This window comes from Microbacterium sp. Root61 (genome assembly GCF_001427525.1).
Taxonomy (GTDB): Bacteria; Actinomycetota; Actinomycetes; order Actinomycetales; family Microbacteriaceae; genus Microbacterium.
In genome coordinates, this window is record NZ_LMGU01000001.1 from 2628860 (window position 1) to 2649790 (window position 20931).

General features: G+C 68.1%; 21 protein-coding genes and 3 tRNA genes. 12 read left to right on the plus strand and 12 right to left on the minus strand.

What is annotated here, in order from left to right:
* Positions 1-45: 45 nt before the first annotated feature.
* Positions 46-1446 carry an MFS transporter gene (locus ASD65_RS12455; protein ID WP_235566691.1) on the plus strand — a complete coding sequence of 467 codons (1401 nt, stop codon included), beginning with the start codon at positions 46-48 and terminating at the stop codon, positions 1444-1446.
* A 58-nt stretch (positions 1447-1504) separates the two neighbouring features.
* On the opposite strand, the gene ASD65_RS12460 is transcribed toward ASD65_RS12455, so the two are convergent.
* Positions 1505-1588: transfer RNA gene (locus ASD65_RS12460), tRNA-Leu, on the minus strand.
* Between the two features lie 306 nt (positions 1589-1894).
* Here ASD65_RS12460 and ASD65_RS12465 point away from each other — a divergent pair.
* From ASD65_RS12465 to pknB, 7 genes are all read left to right on the plus strand, one after another.
* On the plus strand, positions 1895-2635 hold the full coding sequence (locus ASD65_RS12465; RefSeq protein WP_056223110.1) for an FhaA domain-containing protein: 741 nt from the start codon (positions 1895-1897) through the stop codon (positions 2633-2635).
* Positions 2632-3171 (plus strand): FHA domain-containing protein FhaB/FipA, encoded by a 540-nt coding sequence (locus tag ASD65_RS12470; RefSeq protein ID WP_056223112.1) that lies wholly within the window; start codon positions 2632-2634, stop codon positions 3169-3171. Before ASD65_RS12465 ends, ASD65_RS12470 begins: the two co-directional genes overlap by 4 nt.
* Before the next feature lie 16 nt (positions 3172-3187).
* Complete coding sequence (locus ASD65_RS12475; RefSeq protein WP_056223114.1) at positions 3188-4426, plus strand: PP2C family protein-serine/threonine phosphatase; 1239 nt, start codon at positions 3188-3190, stop codon at positions 4424-4426.
* The gene (locus tag ASD65_RS12480; RefSeq protein WP_056223116.1) at positions 4423-5811 is read left to right on the plus strand and encodes an FtsW/RodA/SpoVE family cell cycle protein; all 1389 of its coding nucleotides are present in this window, start codon (positions 4423-4425) and stop codon (positions 5809-5811) included. The genes ASD65_RS12475 and ASD65_RS12480 overlap by 4 nt, the downstream gene beginning before the upstream one ends.
* A 48-nt stretch (positions 5812-5859) precedes the next feature.
* On the plus strand, positions 5860-7317 hold the full coding sequence (locus ASD65_RS12485) for a peptidoglycan D,D-transpeptidase FtsI family protein (protein WP_056223118.1): 1458 nt from the start codon (positions 5860-5862) through the stop codon (positions 7315-7317).
* Complete coding sequence (locus ASD65_RS12490) at positions 7314-9017, plus strand: serine/threonine-protein kinase (RefSeq protein WP_056223120.1); 1704 nt, start codon at positions 7314-7316, stop codon at positions 9015-9017. Before ASD65_RS12485 ends, ASD65_RS12490 begins: the two co-directional genes overlap by 4 nt.
* 82 nt (positions 9018-9099) lie before the next feature.
* A complete protein-coding gene (gene pknB / locus ASD65_RS12495) occupies positions 9100-10800 on the plus strand; it encodes a Stk1 family PASTA domain-containing Ser/Thr kinase (protein ID WP_056223122.1) in 1701 nt (566 codons plus the stop codon).
* 12 nt (positions 10801-10812) lie between these two features.
* Here pknB and ASD65_RS12500 read toward each other — a convergent pair whose 3' ends face one another.
* Genes ASD65_RS12500 through ASD65_RS12505 form a run of 3 tightly spaced genes read right to left on the minus strand, consistent with a single transcriptional unit; the run spans position 10813 to position 12436 of the window.
* Complete coding sequence (locus tag ASD65_RS12500) at positions 10813-11493, minus strand: anthranilate synthase component II (RefSeq protein WP_235566693.1); 681 nt, start codon at positions 11491-11493, stop codon at positions 10813-10815.
* Complete coding sequence (locus ASD65_RS19160; RefSeq protein ID WP_162248501.1) at positions 11490-11645, minus strand: DUF4175 domain-containing protein; 156 nt, start codon at positions 11643-11645, stop codon at positions 11490-11492. Before ASD65_RS19160 ends, ASD65_RS12500 begins: the two co-directional genes overlap by 4 nt.
* Entirely contained in the window at positions 11645-12436 is a 792-nt protein-coding gene (locus tag ASD65_RS12505) for a class E sortase (RefSeq protein ID WP_235566695.1), read from the minus strand. The genes ASD65_RS19160 and ASD65_RS12505 overlap by 1 nt, the downstream gene beginning before the upstream one ends.
* 54 nt (positions 12437-12490) lie before the next feature.
* On the opposite strand from ASD65_RS12505, the gene ASD65_RS12510 reads away from it, so the two are divergent.
* Complete coding sequence (locus ASD65_RS12510) at positions 12491-12730, plus strand: cell division protein CrgA (RefSeq protein WP_056223124.1); 240 nt, start codon at positions 12491-12493, stop codon at positions 12728-12730.
* A gap of 254 nt (positions 12731-12984) precedes the next feature.
* Here ASD65_RS12510 and ASD65_RS12515 read toward each other — a convergent pair whose 3' ends face one another.
* Entirely contained in the window at positions 12985-13887 is a 903-nt protein-coding gene (locus ASD65_RS12515; RefSeq protein ID WP_056223126.1) for a rhomboid family intramembrane serine protease, read from the minus strand.
* A 21-nt stretch (positions 13888-13908) separates the two neighbouring features.
* Positions 13909-14466 (minus strand): peptidylprolyl isomerase, encoded by a 558-nt coding sequence (locus tag ASD65_RS12520; protein WP_056223128.1) that lies wholly within the window; start codon positions 14464-14466, stop codon positions 13909-13911.
* Between the two features lie 96 nt (positions 14467-14562).
* On the opposite strand from ASD65_RS12520, the gene ASD65_RS12525 reads away from it, so the two are divergent.
* Together ASD65_RS12525 and ASD65_RS12530 are read left to right on the plus strand one after the other, a co-directional pair.
* On the plus strand, positions 14563-15153 hold the full coding sequence (locus tag ASD65_RS12525) for a hypothetical protein (protein ID WP_056223130.1): 591 nt from the start codon (positions 14563-14565) through the stop codon (positions 15151-15153).
* Positions 15150-15641 (plus strand): aminoacyl-tRNA deacylase, encoded by a 492-nt coding sequence (locus tag ASD65_RS12530; RefSeq protein ID WP_056223133.1) that lies wholly within the window; start codon positions 15150-15152, stop codon positions 15639-15641. The genes ASD65_RS12525 and ASD65_RS12530 overlap by 4 nt, the downstream gene beginning before the upstream one ends.
* Here the strand turns inward: ASD65_RS12530 and ASD65_RS12535 are convergent, their stop codons facing one another.
* The 4 genes from ASD65_RS12535 to ASD65_RS12550 form a co-directional block, all read right to left on the minus strand.
* Positions 15642-16067, minus strand: coding sequence for an NUDIX hydrolase (locus ASD65_RS12535; RefSeq protein ID WP_056223135.1), 426 nt, complete (start codon positions 16065-16067; stop codon positions 15642-15644).
* Between the two features lie 31 nt (positions 16068-16098).
* Positions 16099-16524 carry a GreA/GreB family elongation factor gene (locus ASD65_RS12540; RefSeq protein WP_056223137.1) on the minus strand — a complete coding sequence of 142 codons (426 nt, stop codon included), beginning with the start codon at positions 16522-16524 and terminating at the stop codon, positions 16099-16101.
* Positions 16525-16889: 365 nt separating this feature from the next.
* Positions 16890-16962: transfer RNA gene (locus ASD65_RS12545), tRNA-Ala, on the minus strand.
* Between the two features lie 16 nt (positions 16963-16978).
* A tRNA-Ile gene (locus tag ASD65_RS12550) sits at positions 16979-17052 on the minus strand.
* Positions 17053-17191: 139 nt separating this feature from the next.
* Here ASD65_RS12550 and ASD65_RS12555 point away from each other — a divergent pair.
* Positions 17192-17908 carry a VIT1/CCC1 transporter family protein gene (locus ASD65_RS12555; RefSeq protein WP_056223139.1) on the plus strand — a complete coding sequence of 239 codons (717 nt, stop codon included), beginning with the start codon at positions 17192-17194 and terminating at the stop codon, positions 17906-17908.
* 54 nt (positions 17909-17962) lie between these two features.
* Here the strand turns inward: ASD65_RS12555 and ASD65_RS12560 are convergent, their stop codons facing one another.
* Both ASD65_RS12560 and gyrA read right to left on the minus strand, forming a co-directional pair.
* Positions 17963-18364, minus strand: a complete 402-nt coding sequence (locus tag ASD65_RS12560) for a DUF3566 domain-containing protein (RefSeq protein ID WP_056223141.1) — start codon at positions 18362-18364, stop codon at positions 17963-17965.
* Positions 18361-20928, minus strand: coding sequence for a DNA gyrase subunit A (gene gyrA / locus ASD65_RS12565; protein ID WP_056223143.1), 2568 nt, complete (start codon positions 20926-20928; stop codon positions 18361-18363). Before gyrA ends, ASD65_RS12560 begins: the two co-directional genes overlap by 4 nt.
* Between the last annotated feature and the right edge of the window lie 3 nt (positions 20929-20931).

Genomic DNA, 20931 nt, shown 5'->3' on the forward strand with positions numbered 1-20931 from the left:
CTCCTGTCCCTGCGCACTCGCACCTCTACAAGGACGGAGCAGACCGTGTCTACACAGGTCACTCGAAGCAGCACACGATGGTGGGGCCTCGCCCTCATCGCCATGGCGCAGTTCATGGTCATCATGGACGCCTCGATCATCGGCGTCGCGCTGCCGAAGATGCAGGCCGATCTCGGCTTCACCCAGAACAGCCTCTCGTGGGTCTTCAACGCGTACGTCATCGCACTGGCGGGCCTGCTCCTGCTCGGCGGGCGCCTCTCCGACCTGTTCGGGCCCCGACGGATCTTCATGGCGGGCTGGGTCATCCTCGGTATCGGCTCGCTGGTCGCCGGATTCGCCGGCGACGTCGCCATAGAGCTCACCGGTCGCGTGCTGCAGGGTGCGGGATCCGCCCTGATCGCCCCGGCCGCCCTCACGCTGCTGATGATGCTGTTCGGCTCCGAGCCGAGGGAGCTCACCAAGGCCATGGCCTTCTACGGGGCTGCCGCGCCGGCGGGCGGCACGGCGGGGGTGTTCCTCGGCGGCGTGATCACGGAATTCGTGTCGTGGCCGTGGGTCTTCTTCATCAACGTCCCGATCGCGATCGTCGCCCTCGTCGGCGCCTGGAAGCTGATGCCGTCGGGCAAGCTCGGAGCGCGCGGCTCGGTCGATGTCTTCGGCGCCCTCACCGTCACGGTCGGTCTCGCCGCGCTCGTCTTCGGGATCGTCCGCGCCGAGGTGGCGGGATGGATGTCGGTCGAGACCTGGGTCGCCATCGGCCTCGGCGTGGTCCTGCTCGGCGCCTTCCTGATCATCCAGCGCGTCAAGCGTGATCCGCTGATGCCGCTGTCGATCTTCCGCTCGCCGAACCTCGGGGCGGCCAACATCGCTCAGGTGCTGCTGGGCGCCTCCTGGGTGCCGATGTGGTTCTTCCTCAACCTCTACCTGCAGCAGGTCTTGGGATTCACCGCCTTCCCCGCGGGCGCCGCTCTGCTGCCGATGACGATCCTCATCATGATCGGCATGATCGTGCTCGCCCCTCGCGTCATCGCCGCATTCGGGCCGAAGGTCCCCATCGTCCTCGGACTGCTCATCCTCGCCGCTGGGCTCATCTGGATGTCCGCCATCCGTCCGGACGGAAACTACTGGGTGGACGCCTTCGGACCGTCCCTGCTGGTGGCGTTCGGCCAGGCACTGGCCTTCATCCCGTCGCTGCAGACGGCGATCTCCGCCGCTCCGCCGGAGCAGGGCGGCCTCGCCTCCGGCATCGTCAACACGAGCTACCAGGTCGGCTCCGCACTCGGCCTCGCCGTGGTCTCCGCGATCGCCGCCGGGTGCGGTGCGAGCACGCTCGGTGATCCCGTCGCGCTGACGAACGGATTCTCCGCCGCCTTCGTCGGCGCTGCGGTGATCGCCCTCGTCGGAGCGGTGCTGACACTCGTCTTCTTCCGGACGAAGCGCGTCTGATCCGACATCCGAAAAGAAGAACCCCTGGTCGTTCCCGACCAGGGGTTCTTCGTCGTTGTGCGCGAGGGGGGACTTGAACCCCCACGCCCTTGCGGGCACTGGCACCTGAAGCCAGCGCGTCTACCTATTCCGCCACTCGCGCGATTCAACCCAGCGGGCTGACCAACCTCCCGAGGATATCACGACAGATTCGGGTCCGAAGACTCGGGGCACCCGCCGCGCCCCGCGGCGTGCCGGGGAACGACGAGGTTCACGGCACCCAGGCGGCCCCGCGCCGCAGCGCTCCTCGATTCCACGGGTGACCTCGGCTACGCTCTCGCAGGCACCCAAATCGGGAGCCCGATCCAGATCCGGTGTGCGCAGACCGCTCGCCTGTGCGCGCCACCCATGGTCCACACAGCGGAGGCAACTAGCATGTACGCACTGGTCTGCCTGCCTGAGGAGCCCCGTGGGACTACTTGACAGTTTCGAGAAGGGACTCGAGCGCGCGGTCAACAGCGCGTTCGCGAAGACCTTCCGTAGCGGCATCCAGCCTGTCGAGATCGCCTCCGCTTTGCGCAGCGAGCTCGACAAGAAGGCTGCCGTTGTCAGTCGCGACCGCATTTTGGCGCCGAACACGTTCGTCGTGCGGCTGTCCGCGGCCGACGACGAGAAGATGCGCCTGCTGGGCGGCACCCTCGGCGACGAGCTGGACACCCTGGTCCGCACGCACGCGAAGTCGCAGGGATACTCCTTCGCCGGCCCCGTCACGATCACCCTGCAGCGCGATGAACAGCTGTCGACCGGAACCCTGCGCGTCGAGTCGTCCTCCGCCCAGGGGCAGGTCGCCTGGCGCGGCGTCGTCGACGTCGAGGGCAAGCGTCATCCGCTCGTCAAGGCCCGCACCGTCATCGGGCGCGGCAGCGATGCCGACATCACGATCTCGGATGCCGGGACCAGCCGCAAGCACGTCGAGATCCTGTGGGACGGCGAGCGCGCGATGGTGCGCGACATGAACTCCACCAACGGCACCCGCCTGGACGGCCGCAAGGTCACCGAGGCGGCCCTGCCGCCGGATTCGACTGTGACCATCGGGCGCACCGACATCGTGTTCCGCGTGGTCGCACAGGCCGCCCCGCCCCGTCCGACCACGCCCGCCTCGGACGCCACCCGCGCTTTCGATCTGCACGACGGCGGTGGTGCGTCGTGAGCGAGTTGACGCTTCTCCTGCTGCGCATCGGCTTCCTGCTGCTGATGTGGTTCTTCGTGTTCGCCGTCGTGTACTCGCTGCGCGCCGATCTGTTCGGCGTCAAGGTGCGTCGCCTGCCGGAACCCGCCGCAGCCCCCGCGCCGGCGCCCATGCCCGTGTCGAAGGGCGGCGCCACCGCGCCCGTCGCACCCGCGCCCACGGCTCCGACCGCTTCGGGCCCGAAGGGCGGTCCGGCCACGACCTCGGCCGTCTCGCGCATCGTCATCACGAGCGGACCCAAGGCCGGACTCGAGCTGCCGCTGGGCACCGAGCCGCTGACCATCGGCCGCTCGAGCGAATCAGGACTCGTCATCCGCGACGACTACACGTCGAGCCACCATGCGCGCCTCGTGCTGTGGGGCGAGCAGTGGATGATCCAGGACCTCGACTCGACCAACGGCACCTGGCATGACGGTGCAAGGGTCGCCGCCCCCGTGCCGGTCACGGTCGGCGCCCCCATCAAGGTCGGCGCGACGACCTTCGAGCTGCGGAAGTAGCAGCGGACCCGCACCCATGGTCTTCCAAGGCTCCAGCGTCGCCATCTCGCACACCGGCAAGGTGCGCTCCAACAACCAGGACTCCGGGTTTGCCGGGTCCAACCTCTTCGTCGTCGCCGACGGCATGGGCGGGCACGCCGGTGGGGATGTCGCCTCCAGCCTCGCGGTCGGACGCCTCGAGGCACTCGACCAGCCGTTCGCCTCGACCTCCGAGGCCGAGCTCGCCCTGCGCGACGCCATCGCCGACACCGCCGCCGAGCTGATCGACACCGTCGTGATGCGGCCCGAGCTGGCCGGTATGGGCACGACGGTGAGCGCCCTGCTGATGGTCGACGACTACGCCGTGATCGCCCACATCGGCGACTCGCGCGTGTACCTCTACCGCGACGGCGCCCTCACGCAGATCACCACCGACCACACCTTCGTGCAGCGCCTCGTCGACTCCGGGCGCATCACCCCCGAAGAGGCGCGGTACCACCCCCGCCGCTCGGTGCTGATGCGCGTGCTCGGCGACATGGATCCCGATCCCGAGCTCGACACGTTCATCATGCCGACGCAGCCCGGCGACCGGTGGCTGCTGTGCTCGGACGGCCTCTCCGGGGTCGTCGACGACACGCACACCTCCAAGGCCATGGGGCTGGGCCTGGCCCCCGGCCGCACGGCAGACGTGCTGCTCAAGCAGGCGCTGGATGCCGGTGCCCCCGACAACGTCACGATCGTGCTCGTCGACGTCGGGGGGCAGCATCCGCTCTTCTCCGGCACGCCCACGATCGTGGGATCCGCGTCCAATCCCGCCGGCATCGAGGTGCCCGCCGCACGGTCCGGCCGTGGCGGCTGGCTGCACCCGAACCGCCAGGCGGCGAACGAACCCACGCACTTCGAGCCGGCCGCCGAGTTCCTCGAGGAGCTCATCGAGGAGGACCGCCGCCGCGCCCGCCGCCGGCGCATCGGATGGATCTCGGGCCTGGTCGTGGTGCTCGTACTCATCGCGACCGTGCTGTTCGCGGCCTACCAGTGGACGCAGACGCGGTACTTCGTCGGCGCCGATCAAGACACCGTGGTGATCTACCGCGGCATCCAGCAGGGCATCGGACCGATCTCGCTCTCATCCCCGTACGAGGAGACCAACATCTCGCTGGACGACCTTCCCTCGTTCACCCGTGGCACCGTCGAGGCCACCATCAGCGCGCGCTCCCTCGAGGACGCGCAGCAGATCGTGGACCGCCTGCGCACGACCGCGGAGACCAGCCCATGACGGTCACGCGCCCGCCCGAGAACGTCTCCGCCGACACGGCGGTGATCCGCGCGCTGCGCCGCATCCGGGTGCCGCAGACGCAGCGCAACCGCGAACTCGCACTGCTCGTGTTCGCCTTCGTCATCAACGGCTCCGCTGTCGCACTCGTGCAGCTCGGCGCCACCGGCATCATCGACGCGAAGTTCCTCGTCTACTGCGGAGGCCTCACCGCCCTGGTGGTCGCGCTGCACATCGTGCTGCGTCTGGTGGCGCGGGATGCCGACCCCTTCGTCGTCCCGATCGCGACGCTGCTGACCGGCCTCGGCATCGCGATGATCTATCGCATCGACATCGCCAAGCGACTGCACGGCTGGGAGGCCTTCTCCACGCGCCAGCTCGCGTGGGCGGGCATCGCCCTCGTCGGAGCCATCGTCGTGGTCATCCTGCTGCGCAACTATCGCGTGCTGTTCCGCTACACCTACATCTTCGGGCTCGTCGGCGTCGTCCTGCTCCTCCTGCCGCTCGTGCCGGGGCTCGGCACGGACGCCAACGCGGATGTCTGGGTCTCACTCGGCATCTTCTCGTTCCAGCCGGGCGAGCTCGCCAAGATCGCGTTGGCGATCTTCTTCGCCGGGTATCTCGTGCGCACGCGGGAGAGCCTGACCTCGGTCGGCACGCGATTCCTCGGCGTGACCTGGCCGCGAGCACGCGAACTCGGCCCGCTGCTGGTGGTCTGGCTGACCTCGATGGCGATCATCGTGCTGCAGCGCGACCTCGGTACCGGACTGCTCATCTTCGGCATGTTCGTGGCGATGCTCTACGTCGCGACGGGCAAGACCAGCTGGGTACTGATCGGTGTCGTGCTCGCCGCGGGCGGCGCCTTCCTGGCCTCCCGCATCCTGCCGTACGTGCAGGGGAGATTCACGAACTGGCTGGACGCCTTCAACCCCGACCTCATGGACGGCAGCAGCTACCAGCTCGTCCAGGGCATCTTCGGCATGGCCCAGGGCGGACTCCTCGGCACCGGCCTCGGCCAGGGCCGGCCGTACCTCACGCCGCTCGCGCAGAGCGACTACATCCTGCCGAGCCTCGGCGAAGAACTCGGGCTCGTCGGGGTGTTCGCCATCCTGTGCCTGTACATGGTGTTCACCAGCCGCGGCATCCGCATCGGGCTCGCCGGGCAGGACGACTTCGGCAAGCTGCTGGCGACCGGGCTGTCGTTCACCATCGCGCTGCAGGTGTTCATCATGGTCGGCGGAGTGACGCGCCTGATCCCGCTGACCGGTCTGACGACCCCATTCCTCGCGGCCGGCGGTTCGTCCCTCGTGGCGAACTGGATCATCGTGGCCCTGCTGCTGCGCATCTCCGATGCCGTCCGCAGCCGACCCCGGGTGGTGATCGGCTGACATGACGAATGCACAGGCGATCGCTCATCGCCCGAAGGGGGCGATCCGATGACAAAGGAATTGAGAAGACTCAGCATCGTGATGCTGGTGATGTTCCTCGCGCTGTTCGCGTCGACGAGCTGGATCCAGGTGGTACAGGCCGACGCGCTCGCGCAGAACTCGGCGAACAAGCGCGCGCTGTACGACACGTACGAGGTGCAGCGCGGGTCGATCATCGCCAGCGGTGCGGCGATCGCCTCCTCGGTGCCGTCGAACGATCTCTACAGCTGGCAGCGGGTGTACACGGATGCCGCGATGTGGGCGCCCGTCACCGGCTACATCAACCCCGTCCTGGGCTCGGCGACCGGCATCGAACAGTCGATGAACCAGGTGCTCAGCGGTACCGCGAGCTCGCAGTTCCTCAACCGCATCGAGCGGATCTTCACCGGCCAGCCGCCGCGCGGCTCCAACGTCGAGCTGAGCCTGGACGCCACCGTGCAGCGCGCCGCCTACGACGCCCTCGGCGATCTGCAGGGCGCGGTGATCGCGATCGAGCCGTCCACCGGCCGCATCCTCGCGATGGTGACCAGCCCGAGCTTCGACACAAACCTGCTGGCCTCGCACGATGCGAACGCCGTCAACGCCGTGTACAACCAACTCGAGACCGATCCGACGCATCCGCTCTACAACCGCGCGATCGCCGGCGACCTGAACCCTCCGGGGTCGACGTTCAAGCTCGTCGTCGCCTCCGCCGCGCTGGCCTCCGGCAACTACACGCCGGCCTCGACACTGCCCAACCCGGCGGTCTATCAGCTGCCTCAGTCGACGTCCGTCGTGTACAACGCCTCCGGCGGCACGTGCGGCCCCGGCGAGACGGTCACCCTCGCCGATGCGCTGCGCCTGAGCTGCAACATCCCGATGGCCGAGCTCGCCGTTCAGCTCGGCGACAACGCGATCCGCGAAGAGGCCGAGAAGTACGGCTTCAACCTGTCGTTCGAGCTGCCGCTCGTCTCCACGCCGTCGAGCTACCCGCGCGCGCTGGATGACCCCCAGACGGCGCTGACGGGCTTCGGCCAGGGCAAGGTCACCGCCACGCCGCTGCAGATGGCGATGGTGTCGGCGGGAATCGCAAACGGAGGAATCGTGATGAACCCTCGGATGGTGGATCGCGTGATCGCACCTGATCTGTCCGTGCAGCAGACGTACGAGAACACCGAGTTCGGGCGGGCGCTGGAGGCGGATCTCGCCGCGCAGATGGTGGCGATGATGGTCGCCAATGTCCAGGATGGCGCGGCCTCGGGTGCAAGAATAGACGGAGTCGATGTGGCCGGGAAGACCGGCACCGCGGAGATGGGCGGCACGAAGCCCTACACGCTGTGGTTCACCGGGTTCGCGCCCGCAACGAACCCGCAGGTCGCCGTCGCCGTAGTCGTGGAGGACGGCGGAGGTAAGGGTCAATCGGGCAGCGGCGATGCAATCGCGGCACCCATCGCAAAGAAGGTCATGGAGGCGGTGTTGGGGAAATGAGACCGACGCAGGGAGTCACCTTCGGCGGCCGCTACGAGCTGGACTCGCGGATCGCCATCGGCGGGATGGGCGAAGTGTGGGAGGCCACCGACCACGTCATCGGCCGCACCGTCGCCATCAAGATCCTCAAAGACGAGTACATGGGCGACCCCGGCTTCCTCGAGCGCTTCCGCGCCGAGGCCCGCCACGCCGCGCTCGTCAACCATGAGGGCATCGCCAGCGTGTTCGACTACGGCGAGGAGAACGGCAGCGCCTTCCTCGTCATGGAGCTCGTGCCCGGCGAGGCGCTCTCCACGATCCTCGAGCGCGACGGATCCCTCTCCACCGACAAGACGCTCGACATCGTCGCGCAGACCTCGGCCGCGTTGCAGGCCGCGCACGCCGCGGGGCTCGTGCACCGCGACATCAAGCCCGGCAACCTGCTGATCACGCCCGACGGGCGCGTCAAGATCACCGACTTCGGCATCGCCCGCATCGCCGACCAGGTGCCGCTGACCGCTACCGGCCAGGTCATGGGGACGGTGCAGTATCTGTCGCCCGAGCAGGCCTCTGGCCACTCGGCATCCCCCGCAACCGACACCTACTCGCTCGGCATCGTCGCGTACGAGTGCCTCGCGGGCAAGCGACCCTTCACGGGTGAGTCGCAGGTCGCGATCGCCATGGCGCAGATCAACGAGCAGCCCCCGCCGCTGCCTCCGACGGTCGCCGTGCCGGTGCAGAACCTCATCATGGCGATGATCGCCAAGAAGCCCGAGGACCGGCCGGCGTCATCGGCCGCTGTCGCCCGTGCGGCGACGGCGCTGCGCCGCGGAGACGTCGCCGCCGCGGCGGCCGCGATCCCCGCCATCGCCACCGGTGCGGCCGTAGGCGACGACATGACGCAGCTGCTCACGCCGACCGACGGCGCGGATGCGACCCTGCTGATGCCTGCGGCGGTTCCCACCGACGAGGAACCGAAGAAGAAGCGCAGCCCGTGGACCTGGCCGCTGATCGCACTCATCGTGCTGCTGCTGCTGGTGATCGGCGGGACTCTGTGGGCACTGTTCGCCAACCAGGAGCCGACCCCTGAGCCGTCCCAGTCCTCGACGAGCAGCACGCCCAAGCCGACCAAGACGACACCCACGCCCACCCCGACGCGCATCAACATCGACGCGCTCGCTCTGGAGGGCATGGACTGCACGGAAGCCTCGGCCAAGGCGACCGCCGCCGGCGTGGAGGCCGTCTCGTGCGTCGCCGGCGATCCCGCACCGACGGGCGACGACGTCAACAAGGTCTACCGCATCGCCCCCACGGGCAACATCGAGGCGTCCCAACTGCTGACGCTGACGTACTACGGCAGCCAGACGCCGATGCCGACGCCGGCCGCGCCGTCGCTGAGCGCGTCGACCGTGGCGCCGGGCGACAGCGTCACCGTGTCGTGGTCGGGCTACAGCTGCCCGTCCGGCACCGGCAGCGTGAGCGCGTACAACTTCACCGCGGTGCAGGGCACGTTCAGCAACGGGCAGTCGACGATGTCGTTCGGTCAAGGGGATCGCAACGCCTCAGTCACCGTTCCCACCACCGCCACGGGCTCGCTCCTGGTGACGTACACCGTCACCTGCAGCGGCGGGGCCGCCGGCAACCGCACGACGGACCCCTCGGGCGAGGCGAACGCCGCGATCCAGGCACCGCCCGCACCCGACCCGACCACGACCCCGTGATGTGTCGCTGTGCGCACCGAACGTCCGGGGCGCACAGCGGCCGTCCGTTAGGCTGGCTGTGTTCCATGCCAGGGAGTGACAGTTGACTGCTGAGCCGCGTGTTCTTTCCGGGCGCTACCGCGTCGACGAGCTCATCGGGCGCGGTGGGATGGCCTCCGTGTACAGCGGCTACGACCTCACCCTCGGCCGCCAGGTCGCGATCAAGATCCTCAAGCACGATCTCGCGACCGACAACTCGTTCCGCACCCGGTTCCGCCTGGAGGCGCAGGCCGCGTCGCGGATGGCGCATCCGACCGTCGTCCGCGTGTACGACGCCGGCGAGGACAGCGAGATCGGACCCGACGGTGTCGCGCACCCCGTGCCGTACATCGTCATGGAGCTCGTCCACGGCAAGCTCCTGAAGGACATCATCGCCGCGGGACCCGTCCCGGTCGAGACCACCGTCCGCTACGTCGACGGCATCCTCGAGGCCCTGGAGTACTCGCACCGGGCAGGCGTCGTGCACCGCGACATCAAGCCGGGCAACGTCATGGTGACGGATGCCGGGCAGGTCAAGGTGATGGACTTCGGCATCGCCCGCGCCGTGTCCGACTCGTCCTCCACGGTCGCCGAGACCACCGCGATCATCGGCACCGCCGCCTACTTCTCGCCCGAGCAGGCCAAGGGCGAGCCCGTCGACGCGCGCGCCGACCTCTACTCGACCGGTGTCGTCCTGTACGAGCTGCTCGCCGGCCGTCCGCCGTTCCGCGGCGAGTCGCCGGTCGCGGTCGCCTATCAGCACGTCAGCGAGGCGCCGCTGCCGCCGTCGGAGGTCAACGAGACCGTGCCGCGCGCGCTGGACGCGGTCGCGCTGCGCGCGATGGCCAAGGACCCGTTCCAGCGGTACCAGGACGCCGCGAGCTTCCGTGAGGCACTGGATGCCACAATCGGCGGCCGTGAGCCCTCCAAGCGCCAGCTGGGCGCACTGACGAGCGAGCTGTACGGCCCGAACCCGCGTCAGGCCGCGGAAACGGCCCGGTCGCTGCGTCAGCTGAGCACGGACACCACCATGAAGCGCACGCAGGCCGGGCCCCCGGTCGCGTGGATCTGGGCCGGCGTCGCCGTGCTGGCGGTGCTGCTGATCTCCGTGCTGTTCTGGGTGCTGCAGATGCCGAAGGGCAATGACGTGCCGCCGAGCGCGCGCGTCGTCCCGGATGTCACCGCCATGACGTACGAGAAGGCGAACTCGGTGCTGGGCAAGGCGGATCTGCTCTCGTTCCGCATCGACGAGTCCAGCGCCACCGTCGCGGTGGGCAACGTCATCCGCACCGATCCCGAGGCGGGCGAGTCGGTCACACCCGGCCAGCAGGTCAAGGTCTACGTGTCCAAGGGCCAGGAGACCGTCGAAGTTCCGGTCCTGGAGGGACTCTCGCAGGAGGCGGCCCAGGCGTCGCTCGAGTCGGTGGGATTGAAGCTCGGGGCCATCACTCCGCGCAACGATCCCGGGCTCGCCGCCGGTGTCGTGATGTCGGCGGACCAGAAGACGGGCGCCGTCGTTCCGGTGGGCACCACGGTGAACTTCGTCGTGGCGACCGGACGCGTGATCATCAACGACGTCACCGGGTACACGATCGAGGCCGCGACGCGCGAACTCGAGGGCCCCGACTCGCAGCTGACGGTCCTCACCCAGGAGGACACCAGCTGTCCCGCATCGGCTCCGCCGGTCGTCCGCACGCAGTCGATCGCTCCGGGCGAGGCGCCGGTGCACTCCGAGGTCACTCTGACCTTCTGCTCCGGAACGTAGTCCGAGGTTCGCTCAGCGGCGCGGGTGCAGCGCCGCGCCGCGAGACGCGGCATCCGTGATGCCCACGCGTTCGAGCCAGTTGCCCAGCAGCCGGTAGCCGCCCTCGGTCAGCACGCTCTCCGGGTGGAACTGCACGCCCCACAGCGGCAGCTCGCGGTGCGCGATGCCCATGATCACGCCGCCGTCCGTGCGGCTGGTCACCACGAGCTCGGTCGGCAAGGTCTCCGGCACGACGGCGAGCGAGTGGTATCGCGTCGCCGTGAACGGGTTCGGCAGGCCGTCGTACAGCGGGCTGACGTCGTGGTGCACGCTCGAGGTCATGCCGTGCATCAGCTCGGGCGCGTGATCCACGGTCGCCCCGAACGCCTCGGCGAGAGCCTGGTGCCCGAGACAGACGCCCAGGAGCGGGATGCCGGCGGCCGCTGCGGCGCGGACGACCGGGATGGAGGCCCCGGCCTGGGCGGGCGTGCCGGGTCCCGGCGAGACCAGCACACCGCGGTAGGGGGCGATGACGGATGCCGCGGCATCCGTCGCGATCGCGTCCGCTTCGATCAGATCGGTCTGCGCCCCGAGCTCGTGCAGGTACCCGACGAGGGTGTGCACGAAGCTGTCGTGGTTGTCCACGACGAGGATGGATGCCCGAGCGCCCGCCGCGACGGTGTGCCCGGCCGCCGCGGAGGTGGCGGGGCTCACTGGACGGTGACCTCTTGCGGGTTCACGAACTGGCTGACCCACGGGAAGGCGTAGAAGATCAGGCCGTAGAGCACGGCGGCAGCCAGCACGATCAGGATGAGCACCCGCAGCCACCAGGGCCCGGGGAGAATGCGCCACAGTCCGGCGTACATCAGGTGGTCGGCCCTTCCGTGAGGGAGGTCGGCGGGCCGGAGGTCCGCGGTGTGAACGACTCGAACAGACCGTACGCGACGATGCGCTCGGTCATGGCGAACATGGGGCTGCAGCTGGTCAGCGTGATGTACTTGCCGCCGGCCGGGACGCCGGGCTGCTCGGGCACCGGCAGGAGCACCTCGACCTGCGTCGGCGTGACGTACTCCAGCGTCCGGTAGCGGTACGTGTACCAGCCGGCCTCTGTCTCGACGATGATCGCGTCGCCGACGTGGAGATCGGCGATGCGGTTGAACGGCTTGCCCCACGTCGTCCGGTGGGCGGCCAATGCGAAGTTGCCGACCTCACCCGGCATCTGTGCCCCGGGGTAGTGGCCTATGCCGATGGTGTCGAGCGTGCGGGCGCGCGTGACCCCTCCGGCGATGGGCACGTTGTAGTCCGCACCGAAGCGGGGGATGCGCATGGTGGCGAAGATCTGGGCGTCTTCGGGCTGAGGGAGGATCACCGGCTCGGCCGTGGCGGGCTCGGGATCCGGGGCCGCGGTCGGTTCCGGCGCGGTCAGGTAGTCCGACTCCCACTGCTCGGACAGTGACGCCCCTTCGGCGTTGCGCTCGGCGCCGTAGATCACGTCGCCGATCCACAGCTGCCAGGTCACGTACAGCAGCGTGATCACTCCGGCGGTGATCAGGATCTCCCCGACCACTCCGAAGAACGACGCCTTTCGCCGGGGTCGCTCAGCGCGCCGAGGACGCAATTCGCCGCCCCCTGCGGTGTTCACCGACGCACCGTCCACAGGTGGATTCTAGTCAGCACATGCTGGGGTCTGCCTGGCAGTTAGGATGGGCGCATGGCACGAACAGGCAAGGGCGACGACTCGCTCGTCGAGCGCAGCGAGGGAGAGGCCGCACCCAACCCGGTGTGGTTCAAGCCCATCATGATCGGGCTCATGCTCCTCGGACTCGTCTGGGTGCTCGTCTTCTACCTCAGCGGCATGGCATACCCCATCCCGGGCATCGGCCCGTGGAACCTCGTGATCGGCTTCGGGATCGCCTTCATCGGCTTCCTGATGACCACGCGCTGGCGCTGACCCTCTTCGCAAATGACCCGGCTTGACCGGGTCTTTTGCGTATCCGGAAGTTGTTAACAGGGTTGTTAACACCTGTGGAATTACACCGGTGTGATTCATCCCCACCCTGTGGATGAACCTGTGGATAACTTCGGGATAACCGCTGGACGTAAGCGATCGCGGTGCGGATCACTCCACGTGCAACCCGCGTTGATGCGCGCAGGGTCGACACTGAGCACGGTCCCGCAGCGACCGTGTCGAGACCCGAACGGGCGCTAGACGTAGATGATCGCGGGTATCACGAGCAGTGCCAACAGCAGCAGCGTGAGCCCGGCCAGCAGGATGATCTGCAAGCGCCGTTGTCGCACCGACCGCGTGCGCGCGAAGATGAACCCCGCCGCGGCGCCGGCGATGAGTCCGCCCAGATGCGCCTGCCAGGAGATCTGCACGGCGGCCATCGAGCCGGCCATCAGCCCCTGCACGAAGGGGAACGCGAAGTTGATGCCGATCAGGATGGCGATGCTCGTGACGTTCGCTCCGATGTGCCGGCCGATCACCAGCAGCGCTCCGAAGAGTCCGAAGATCGCGCCGGAGGCGCCGACGACCCACTGGCCCGGGGCCAGGAGCGCGACGCCCACCGATCCGCCCAGCCCGCTGATCAGATACAGCGCGAGGAAGCGGGAGCGGCCCAGCAGCGGCTCGAGGCTGCGCCCGATCATCCACAGCGCGAGCATGTTCAGGCCGACGTGCCAGATGCTGGAATGCACCAGCAGCACCGTGAACAGCCGCCACGGCTGGAACCCCGTCGGCAGCGACGGGATGAGATAGGCGCTGTTCAGCGCGAGCCACTGCTGCACCGGCGAACCGGGAATCAGCTGCGTGAGGTAGACGACCACCGTGATCCCGATGATCCAGTACGTCACCAGCGGACGCGAGTCCGCCGGTGACATCGTGCGGGTACTGGACCGGCCCCACCGACGCTGGGCCTTCTCCTGCGCGGGCGTGCGCGCCTTCTGCTGCTCCTTGAGGCACTCCGGGCAGATCACACCGACGGCCGCCTGAGTCTGACACTCAGGACAGATCGTGCGCAGGCACCGCTGGCACAGCACGAAGCTCTGCCGGTCGGGGTGCCGGTAGCAGAAGTTGTCGCGGTTGCGACGGAACTCGTCGGTGCTCACGCGGAGGCGCTCAGGGCGCCGTCAGACCGTGGCGATATCGATGGACTCGATGACCACCGGCTCGACGGGACGGTCGCCGGCACCGGTCGGCACCGCGGCGATGGCGTCCACGACGGCGCGGGACGCGTCATCCGCGACCTCACCGAAGATGGTGTGCTTGCCCTGCAGCCACGGCGTCGGGTCGGTCGTGATGAAGAACTGCGAGCCGTTGGTGCCCTCGGGCTGCCCGGTGATGGCGTTGCGGCGCAGGCCGGCGTTGGCCATCGCGAGGATGTACGGCGCGTTGAAGTTCAGCTCGCCGTGGATCTCGTCGTTGAAGTTGTAGCCGGGGCCGCCGACGCCCTGACCGAGCGGGTCGCCGCCCTGGATCATGAAGTTGGGGATGATGCGGTGGAAGATCACACCGTTGTAGAGGGGGCCCTCACCGGGCTTGCCGGTCTTCGGGTCGGTCCATTCACCGGTTCCGTCGGACAGGCCGACGAAGTTCTTCACCGTACGGGGAGCGTGGTCTCCGAACAGGTTGACGACGATGTCGCCGTGGTTGGTGTGCAGAGTGGCAACCGCTGTGTGCTGAGGCATGCATACATTCTCTCAGAGTTCTGTGCATCCTCTCCCGGTGGCGTTCACGTCTGGCAAGATGGGAAATCCAGATCCCGCATGATGAGGAGGGCCCCCGTGAGCCTCAGCCGCAAGCGCAAGAAGGAACTCCAGAAGCTGCAGTCGCAGGCCAATGACCTGTGGGAGACGCAGCAGGTGATCGTCAACCAGGCTGCGAAGGTCGCACAGGAGGCCGGACGACAGCTCGGCAACTACGGTCGCGAGCAGCTCGTCCCCACGGTGCAGGCCGGATACGGCAAGTACGCCGCGCCGTATGTGGACCGCGGTCGCGAGTTCTCCAAGCAGATGCTCAGCGAGAAGGTCGTCCCCACCGCGGGCGCCGTCGTCGGATCGGCCCTGTCGGTCTGGGATGCCGCGAACGACACGCGTGCGCGCCTCGCCGCGGGCAAGGGTCTGGCCATGCCGGACGCTTGGCTCTATGCGCAGAAGGCCGACAAATACAGCAAGGATGCCGCGCGCAGCCTCGCCGCCCGTCTGGCCGCGGCGCAGCCGCAGCCGCAGAAGTCGGGGATCGGGGCCGGTGGCGTGATCGCCATCATCCTCGGCGTCGCCGCCGCTGCCGGTGTGCTCTACGCCGCCTGGCAGACGCTGCGCGCGGATGACGAGCTCTGGGTGGCCGACGACCCACTGCGGGCACCGAACGCGTGACCGATCCGCTCGAGAGGGTGCGCACGGCAGCCGCCGCGCGCACCCTGCCGATCGAGGTGCGTGAGCGACCCGTCGCGAACAGCCTCCCGGAGGCCGCGAAGCTGATGGGCGTCACGCCCGGTGGCGTCGTCAAGACGCTCGTGGTCAAGCGCAGCGATGACACCTATCTGTTCGCACTGGTTCCCGGCGACCGGGCGATCTCGTGGCCGAAGCTGCGGGCCGTCGTGGGCGTCAACAAGCTGCAGCTGCCGGATGCCGAGCACGCGCTGGCCGCGACCGGCTACGAGCGCGGCACCATCACGCCCATCGGCAGCACCGTGGATTGGCCGGTGTACGCCGACGAGCGGATCATCGGGCAGCGCATCGCGATGGGGGCGGGCGCCCACGGGTACGGCCTCTTCGTCGAGGCGGACGACCTCATCGCCGCCTATGGCGCGACGGTCGCCGATATCTCGCAGGAGAAGAACGACGCGGCATCCGACCGTTGATCAGGTCAGTCCGGCCATCCCCAGCGCGATGTCGACGAGTTTGACCCGCTGCAGGGTACGCACTGTGGCGAGCGGGAACCACTCCGCGCGATCGGTCGAGCCGTCCAACTCGTTGCGCAGTTTCCCTCCGGTGATCCGCGCCCGATAGACGATCCGCAGCGCGTGCAGCGGCTGGGTCGCGTTCTCGGTCAGGCGACGACCGGCCGGGATCACTCGCGAATGGATGCCGAGCAGGCCGCCGATCGAGACCCGGTAGCCCGTCTCCTCGCGCACCTCGCGGCGCGCGGCGTGCTCGGGATCCTCCCCCGGCTCCAGGCCACCGCCGGGCATGGTCCACGCCCCGCGTCGCCCCTCGATCCAATGGGCGAGGAGGATGCGGTCATCCGCATCCGTGATGACCGCATACGCCGCGACCCTCATGTCCATGCGCACAGCCTAGTCAGGCTGCGCGCATGGGTCAGCCGTGGAACGGTGTGGCCGCCACGATCGTGCCGCTGATCTGCGCACCGTTGGGCGCGGAGAAGGAGAAGTCCTCGCCGGCGAACTTGCCGACGATCGCCTGTCCGAGCGGGGAATCGGGCGAGTAGGCCTCGAGGTCGACGCTCGGGTCGATTCCGGCGAGCTCGCGGTGGGCCAGGAGGAACGTGGTCGGCTCGGTGTCGCGCGCGAACGTCACGGTGATCTGCATCCCCGCCTCGACAAGACCGTCATCGGGCTTGTCGCCCACTTCGGCGCGACGCAGGATGCCGCGGAGTTCGACGATCCGCACTTCGGCGGCTTCGCGTTCGGCGCCGGTGAGTGCCGTGAGCTCGGTGAGCTCGGCCTGCAGCCGGTCGTACGCGGTCTGGGTGACCCACAGGGTCTGATTCGAGAGCGTTGACATGAATTGCTCCTCTCGTGCGATCTCCCCGATGCAAGGCGCACCGGGGAGAGGGTAAACGATGATTCTAGCCCGGAACGCGCTGAAGTGCCCGTCTGTGTGGAGGCCGGAGAGCCGAACGGTGCGATTCCACAGTTGTTAACAACCCTGTTAACAACTCCCGCGGCGGTGGTTGGACGCCGCCCGTCCCGTCCGACATCCCTCGAGAAACGACACTCCGACCGAGAAACGGTGCGGCGCGGCGTTTCCTTGCCGGGATGCTGTTTCTCGACGACCGACCACCGAGGACACGCGGCCGACGCGGGAACATGAGCGATCGGCCGGAAACACAGAACGCGCCGGACCCGGAGGTCGACGCGTTCTTACTGTGGAGCCTAGGAGATTCGAACTCCTGACATCCTGCTTGCAAAGCAGGCGCTCTACCAACTGAGCTAAGGCCCCGGGGCTTTGTTTCTTGTGGGGGTACCAGGACTTGAACCTGGGACCTCTTCATTATCAGTGAAGCGCTCTAACCGCCTGAGCTATACCCCCGACCGTGCCGGCGCGAACGCCGTCAACCTCCAAGACTTTACCCGACGCGCGCCCATTTCTCGAATCGAGCGTACGCCCCGGGCGTGTGGGCAGCCAGCCCTTCGTTGCCCGGCGCTCTTCGCGTTGGTTGACTGGGCGGATGACGCAAACCACGCACGACGGCGAGTCCCATGTCGAAGGGATCGGGCAACGGCTGAACTGGCTGCGCGCGGGGGTCCTGGGGGCCAATGACGGCATCGTCTCGGTCGCGTCGCTCGTCGTCGGTGTCGCGGGCGCCTCGAGTGACAACGCCGCGCTGCTGACCGCCGGAGTCGCGGGTCTCGTGGGCGGTGCGATCTCCATGGCGCTCGGCGAATACGTGTCGGTGAGCAGCCAGCGCGACAGCGAGAAGGCCCTCATCGACAAGGAGGCCCGCGAGTTGCGCGAGATGCCCGACGAGGAGTTGGAGGAGCTGACCCAGCTCTACCGCGACCGCGGACTCAGCGACGACACGGCCCGGCAAGTGGCCGTCGAACTCACGGCGCACGATGCCCTGACCGCGCACCTCGAGGTCGAACTGCACATCGACCGCAACGACCTGGTGAGTCCGTGGCAGGCGGCCGTGTCATCCGCGGTGTCGTTCACCCTCGGTGCCCTGCTCCCGCTGCTGGCGATCCTGCTGCCTCCGCCGGAGTGGCGGGTTCCGGTCACCTTCGTCGCGGTCCTGCTGGCGCTCGCGCTGACCGGCACGGTCTCGGCGCACCTCGGTGGAAGCGGGAAGGGCCGGGCCACCCTGCGACTGGTGGTCGGCGGCGCGCTCGCGCTGATAGTCACGTGGGGGATCGGGTCACTGCTGGGCACGACCGGCGTCGTCTGAGCCGGAGAACGACGAAGGGGCGGGCGCATGGCGCCCGCCCCTTCGTCGTAGGTCTCAGTTCGAGGTGAAGCCGACCAGCAGTCCGCCGGTGACCTTGACCGCGAGGTTGTAGATGCCGGCGACCACGGCGCCGAGCACGGTGACCACGATCAGGTTGAGGATCGCGACGATCGCGGCGAACGCCATGACCTGTGGCAGGCCGATGAACGTCGTGATCGAGATGTCGCCCGAAAAGCTCTGGAAGAACTCGTCGACCTTGTCGATCAGTCCGGTGGTCTGGACGACCATGAAGACCAGGAAGAACGTCACCACGGTGACGACCGCGAGGGCCACCGCCGCGAGGAAGGAGAGCTTCACGGCGGACCAGAAGTCCACGTAGACCAAGCGGAGGCGGACCTGCTTGGCGCTCGTCTTATGGGTGGACTTCTTTGCGAGCTTGTCGGCTACTGTGCTCATGCGTCAGTACTCTCTTCGGGGGTATCGGAGGAGGCGACTGCGGCGCTCGACTCTTCGTCGGCGGCGGCCTCCGCGGCCTCGGTGAGTCCCCGCTCTCCATTCCGCGCGATCGCGATGATCTTGTCATCATCGCCCGCACGGGCGAACACGACACCCATGGTGTCTCGTCCCTTAGCAGGTACCTCGGCCACGGCAGAGCGTACCACCTTGCCGCTGGCAAGAACCACCAAGACCTCGTCGTCCTCGGAGACGATCAAACCGCCCGCGAGGTCGCCCCGATCGTCGGTCAGACGGGCCACCTTGATGCCCAATCCGCCACGGCTCTGCACGCGATACTGACCGACCTCGGTGCGCTTGGCGTAGCCGCCCTCGGTGACGACGAAGACGAATCCGTCCTCCTGCACGACGGATGCCGAGAGCAGGCTGTCGCTCGCACGGAAGGACATTCCCTTGACGCCTTCCGTCGAGCGTCCCATGGGGCGCAGCGAGTCATCCGTCGCTGTGAAGCGCAGCGACATCCCGTGCCGGCTGATCAGCAGGATGTCGTCACCCTCGTCGACCAGGAGCGCGCTGGTGACCTCGTCACCCTCGCGCAGACGGATCGCGATCACGCCGCCCTGACGGTTGGTGTCGTACTCGGTCAGGCGCGTCTTCTTGACCAGACCGCCGCGGGTCGCCAGCACCAGGTACTGAGCGACCGAGTAGTCGCGGATGTCGAGGATCTGCGCGATCTCCTCGTCCGGCTGCAGCGCGAGAAGGTTCGCGACGTGCTGACCCTTCGCATCGCGACCGGCCTCGGGAACCTCGTACGTCTTGGTGCGGTACACACGACCCTTGTTCGTGAAGAACAACAGCCAGTGGTGGGTCGTCGTGACGAAGAAGTGCTCGACCACGTCGTCGGCGCGCAGCTGCGCACCCTTGACGCCCTTGCCGCCGCGGTGCTGCTGACGGTAATTGTCGCTGCGCGTGCGCTTGATGTAGCCGTCACGCGTGACCGTGAGCACCATCTCCTCTTCGGGGATGAGGTCCTCGTTGGTCATGCCGCCCTCATATCCGTAGAGGATCTCGGTGCGGCGGTCGTCACCGAAGCGGTCGACGATCGTGGTCAGCTCTTCCTGGATGATGGTGCGCTGACGCATCGGGTCGGCGAGGATCGCGAGGAAGTCCGCGATCTGCATCTCGAGCTCCATGGCGTCATCGAGGATCTTCTGGCGCTCGAGCGCGGCCAGGCGGCGCAGCTGCATCTGCAGGATGGCTTCGGCCTGCGCGTCGTCGATCTCCAGCAGGTCCTTCAGTCCACCGCGCGCGTCATCGACGGTCGGCGAGCGACGGATCAAGGCGATGACCTCGTCCAGTGCGTCGAGCGCCTTCAGCAGTCCGCGCAGGATGTGGATGCGCTCCTCGGCCTTGCGCAGACGGAACTGCGTGCGGCGGACGATCACGTTGATCTGGTGGTCGACCCAGTGCGAGATGAAGCCGTCGAGCGGCAGCGTGCGCGGCACACCGTCGACGATCGCGAGCATGTTCGCGCCGAAGTTCTCCTGCAGCTGGGTGTGCTTGTACAGGTTGTTCAGCACGACCTTGGCGACGGCATCCCGCTTCAGCACGATGACGAGACGCTGACCGGTGCGGCCCGAGGACTCGTCGCGGATGTCGGCGATGCCCGTGATCTTGCCCTCGCGGGCGAGGTCGCTGATCTTGACCGCGACGTTGTCGGGATTGACCTGGTACGGCAGCTCGGTGATGACCAGGCAGGTGCGGCCCTGGACCTCTTCGACGTTGACGACGGCCCGCATCGTGATCGAGCCGCGACCCGTGCGGTACGCATCCTTGATGCCGCGGGTGCCGAGGATCTGCGCAGCGGTGGGGAAGTCGGGGCCGGGGATGCGCTCCATGAGCGCTTCGAGCAGTTCTTCGCGCGAGGCATCCGGGTTCTGCAACGACCACAGTGCGCCGGCGGAGACCTCGCGCAGGTTGTGCGGCGGGATGTTCGTGGCCATACCGACCGCGATGCCGACCGAGCCGTTGACCAGCAGGTTCGGGAAGCGCGCCGGGAGCACGACGGGCTCCTGCGTCTGGCCGTCGTAGTTGTCCTGGAAGTCGACGGTGTCTTCTTCGATGTCGCGCACCATCTCGAGCGCGAGCGGGGCCATCTTGGTCTCGGTGTACCGGGGCGCGGCCGCACCCTGGTTGCCGGGAGAGCCGAAGTTTCCCTGACCGAGCGCGAGCGGGTAACGCAGCGACCACGGCTGGACGAGACGGACGAGCGCGTCGTAGATCGGCGCGTCACCGTGCGGGTGGTACTGCCCCATCACCTCGCCGACCACGCGGGCGCACTTGGAGAACGACTTGTCGGGACGGAAGCCACCGTCGTACATGCCGTAGATCACGCGGCGGTGCACGGGCTTGAGTCCGTCTTCCACGCGCGGCAGCGCACGACCGACGATGACGCTCATCGCGTAGTCGAGGTAGCTGCGCTGCATCTCGGACTGCAGGTCGACCTGGTCGATGTGCCCGTGGTTGTGCGCGGGGGTGGCGTCGGGACGCTGTTCGTCGTCAGTCATGTT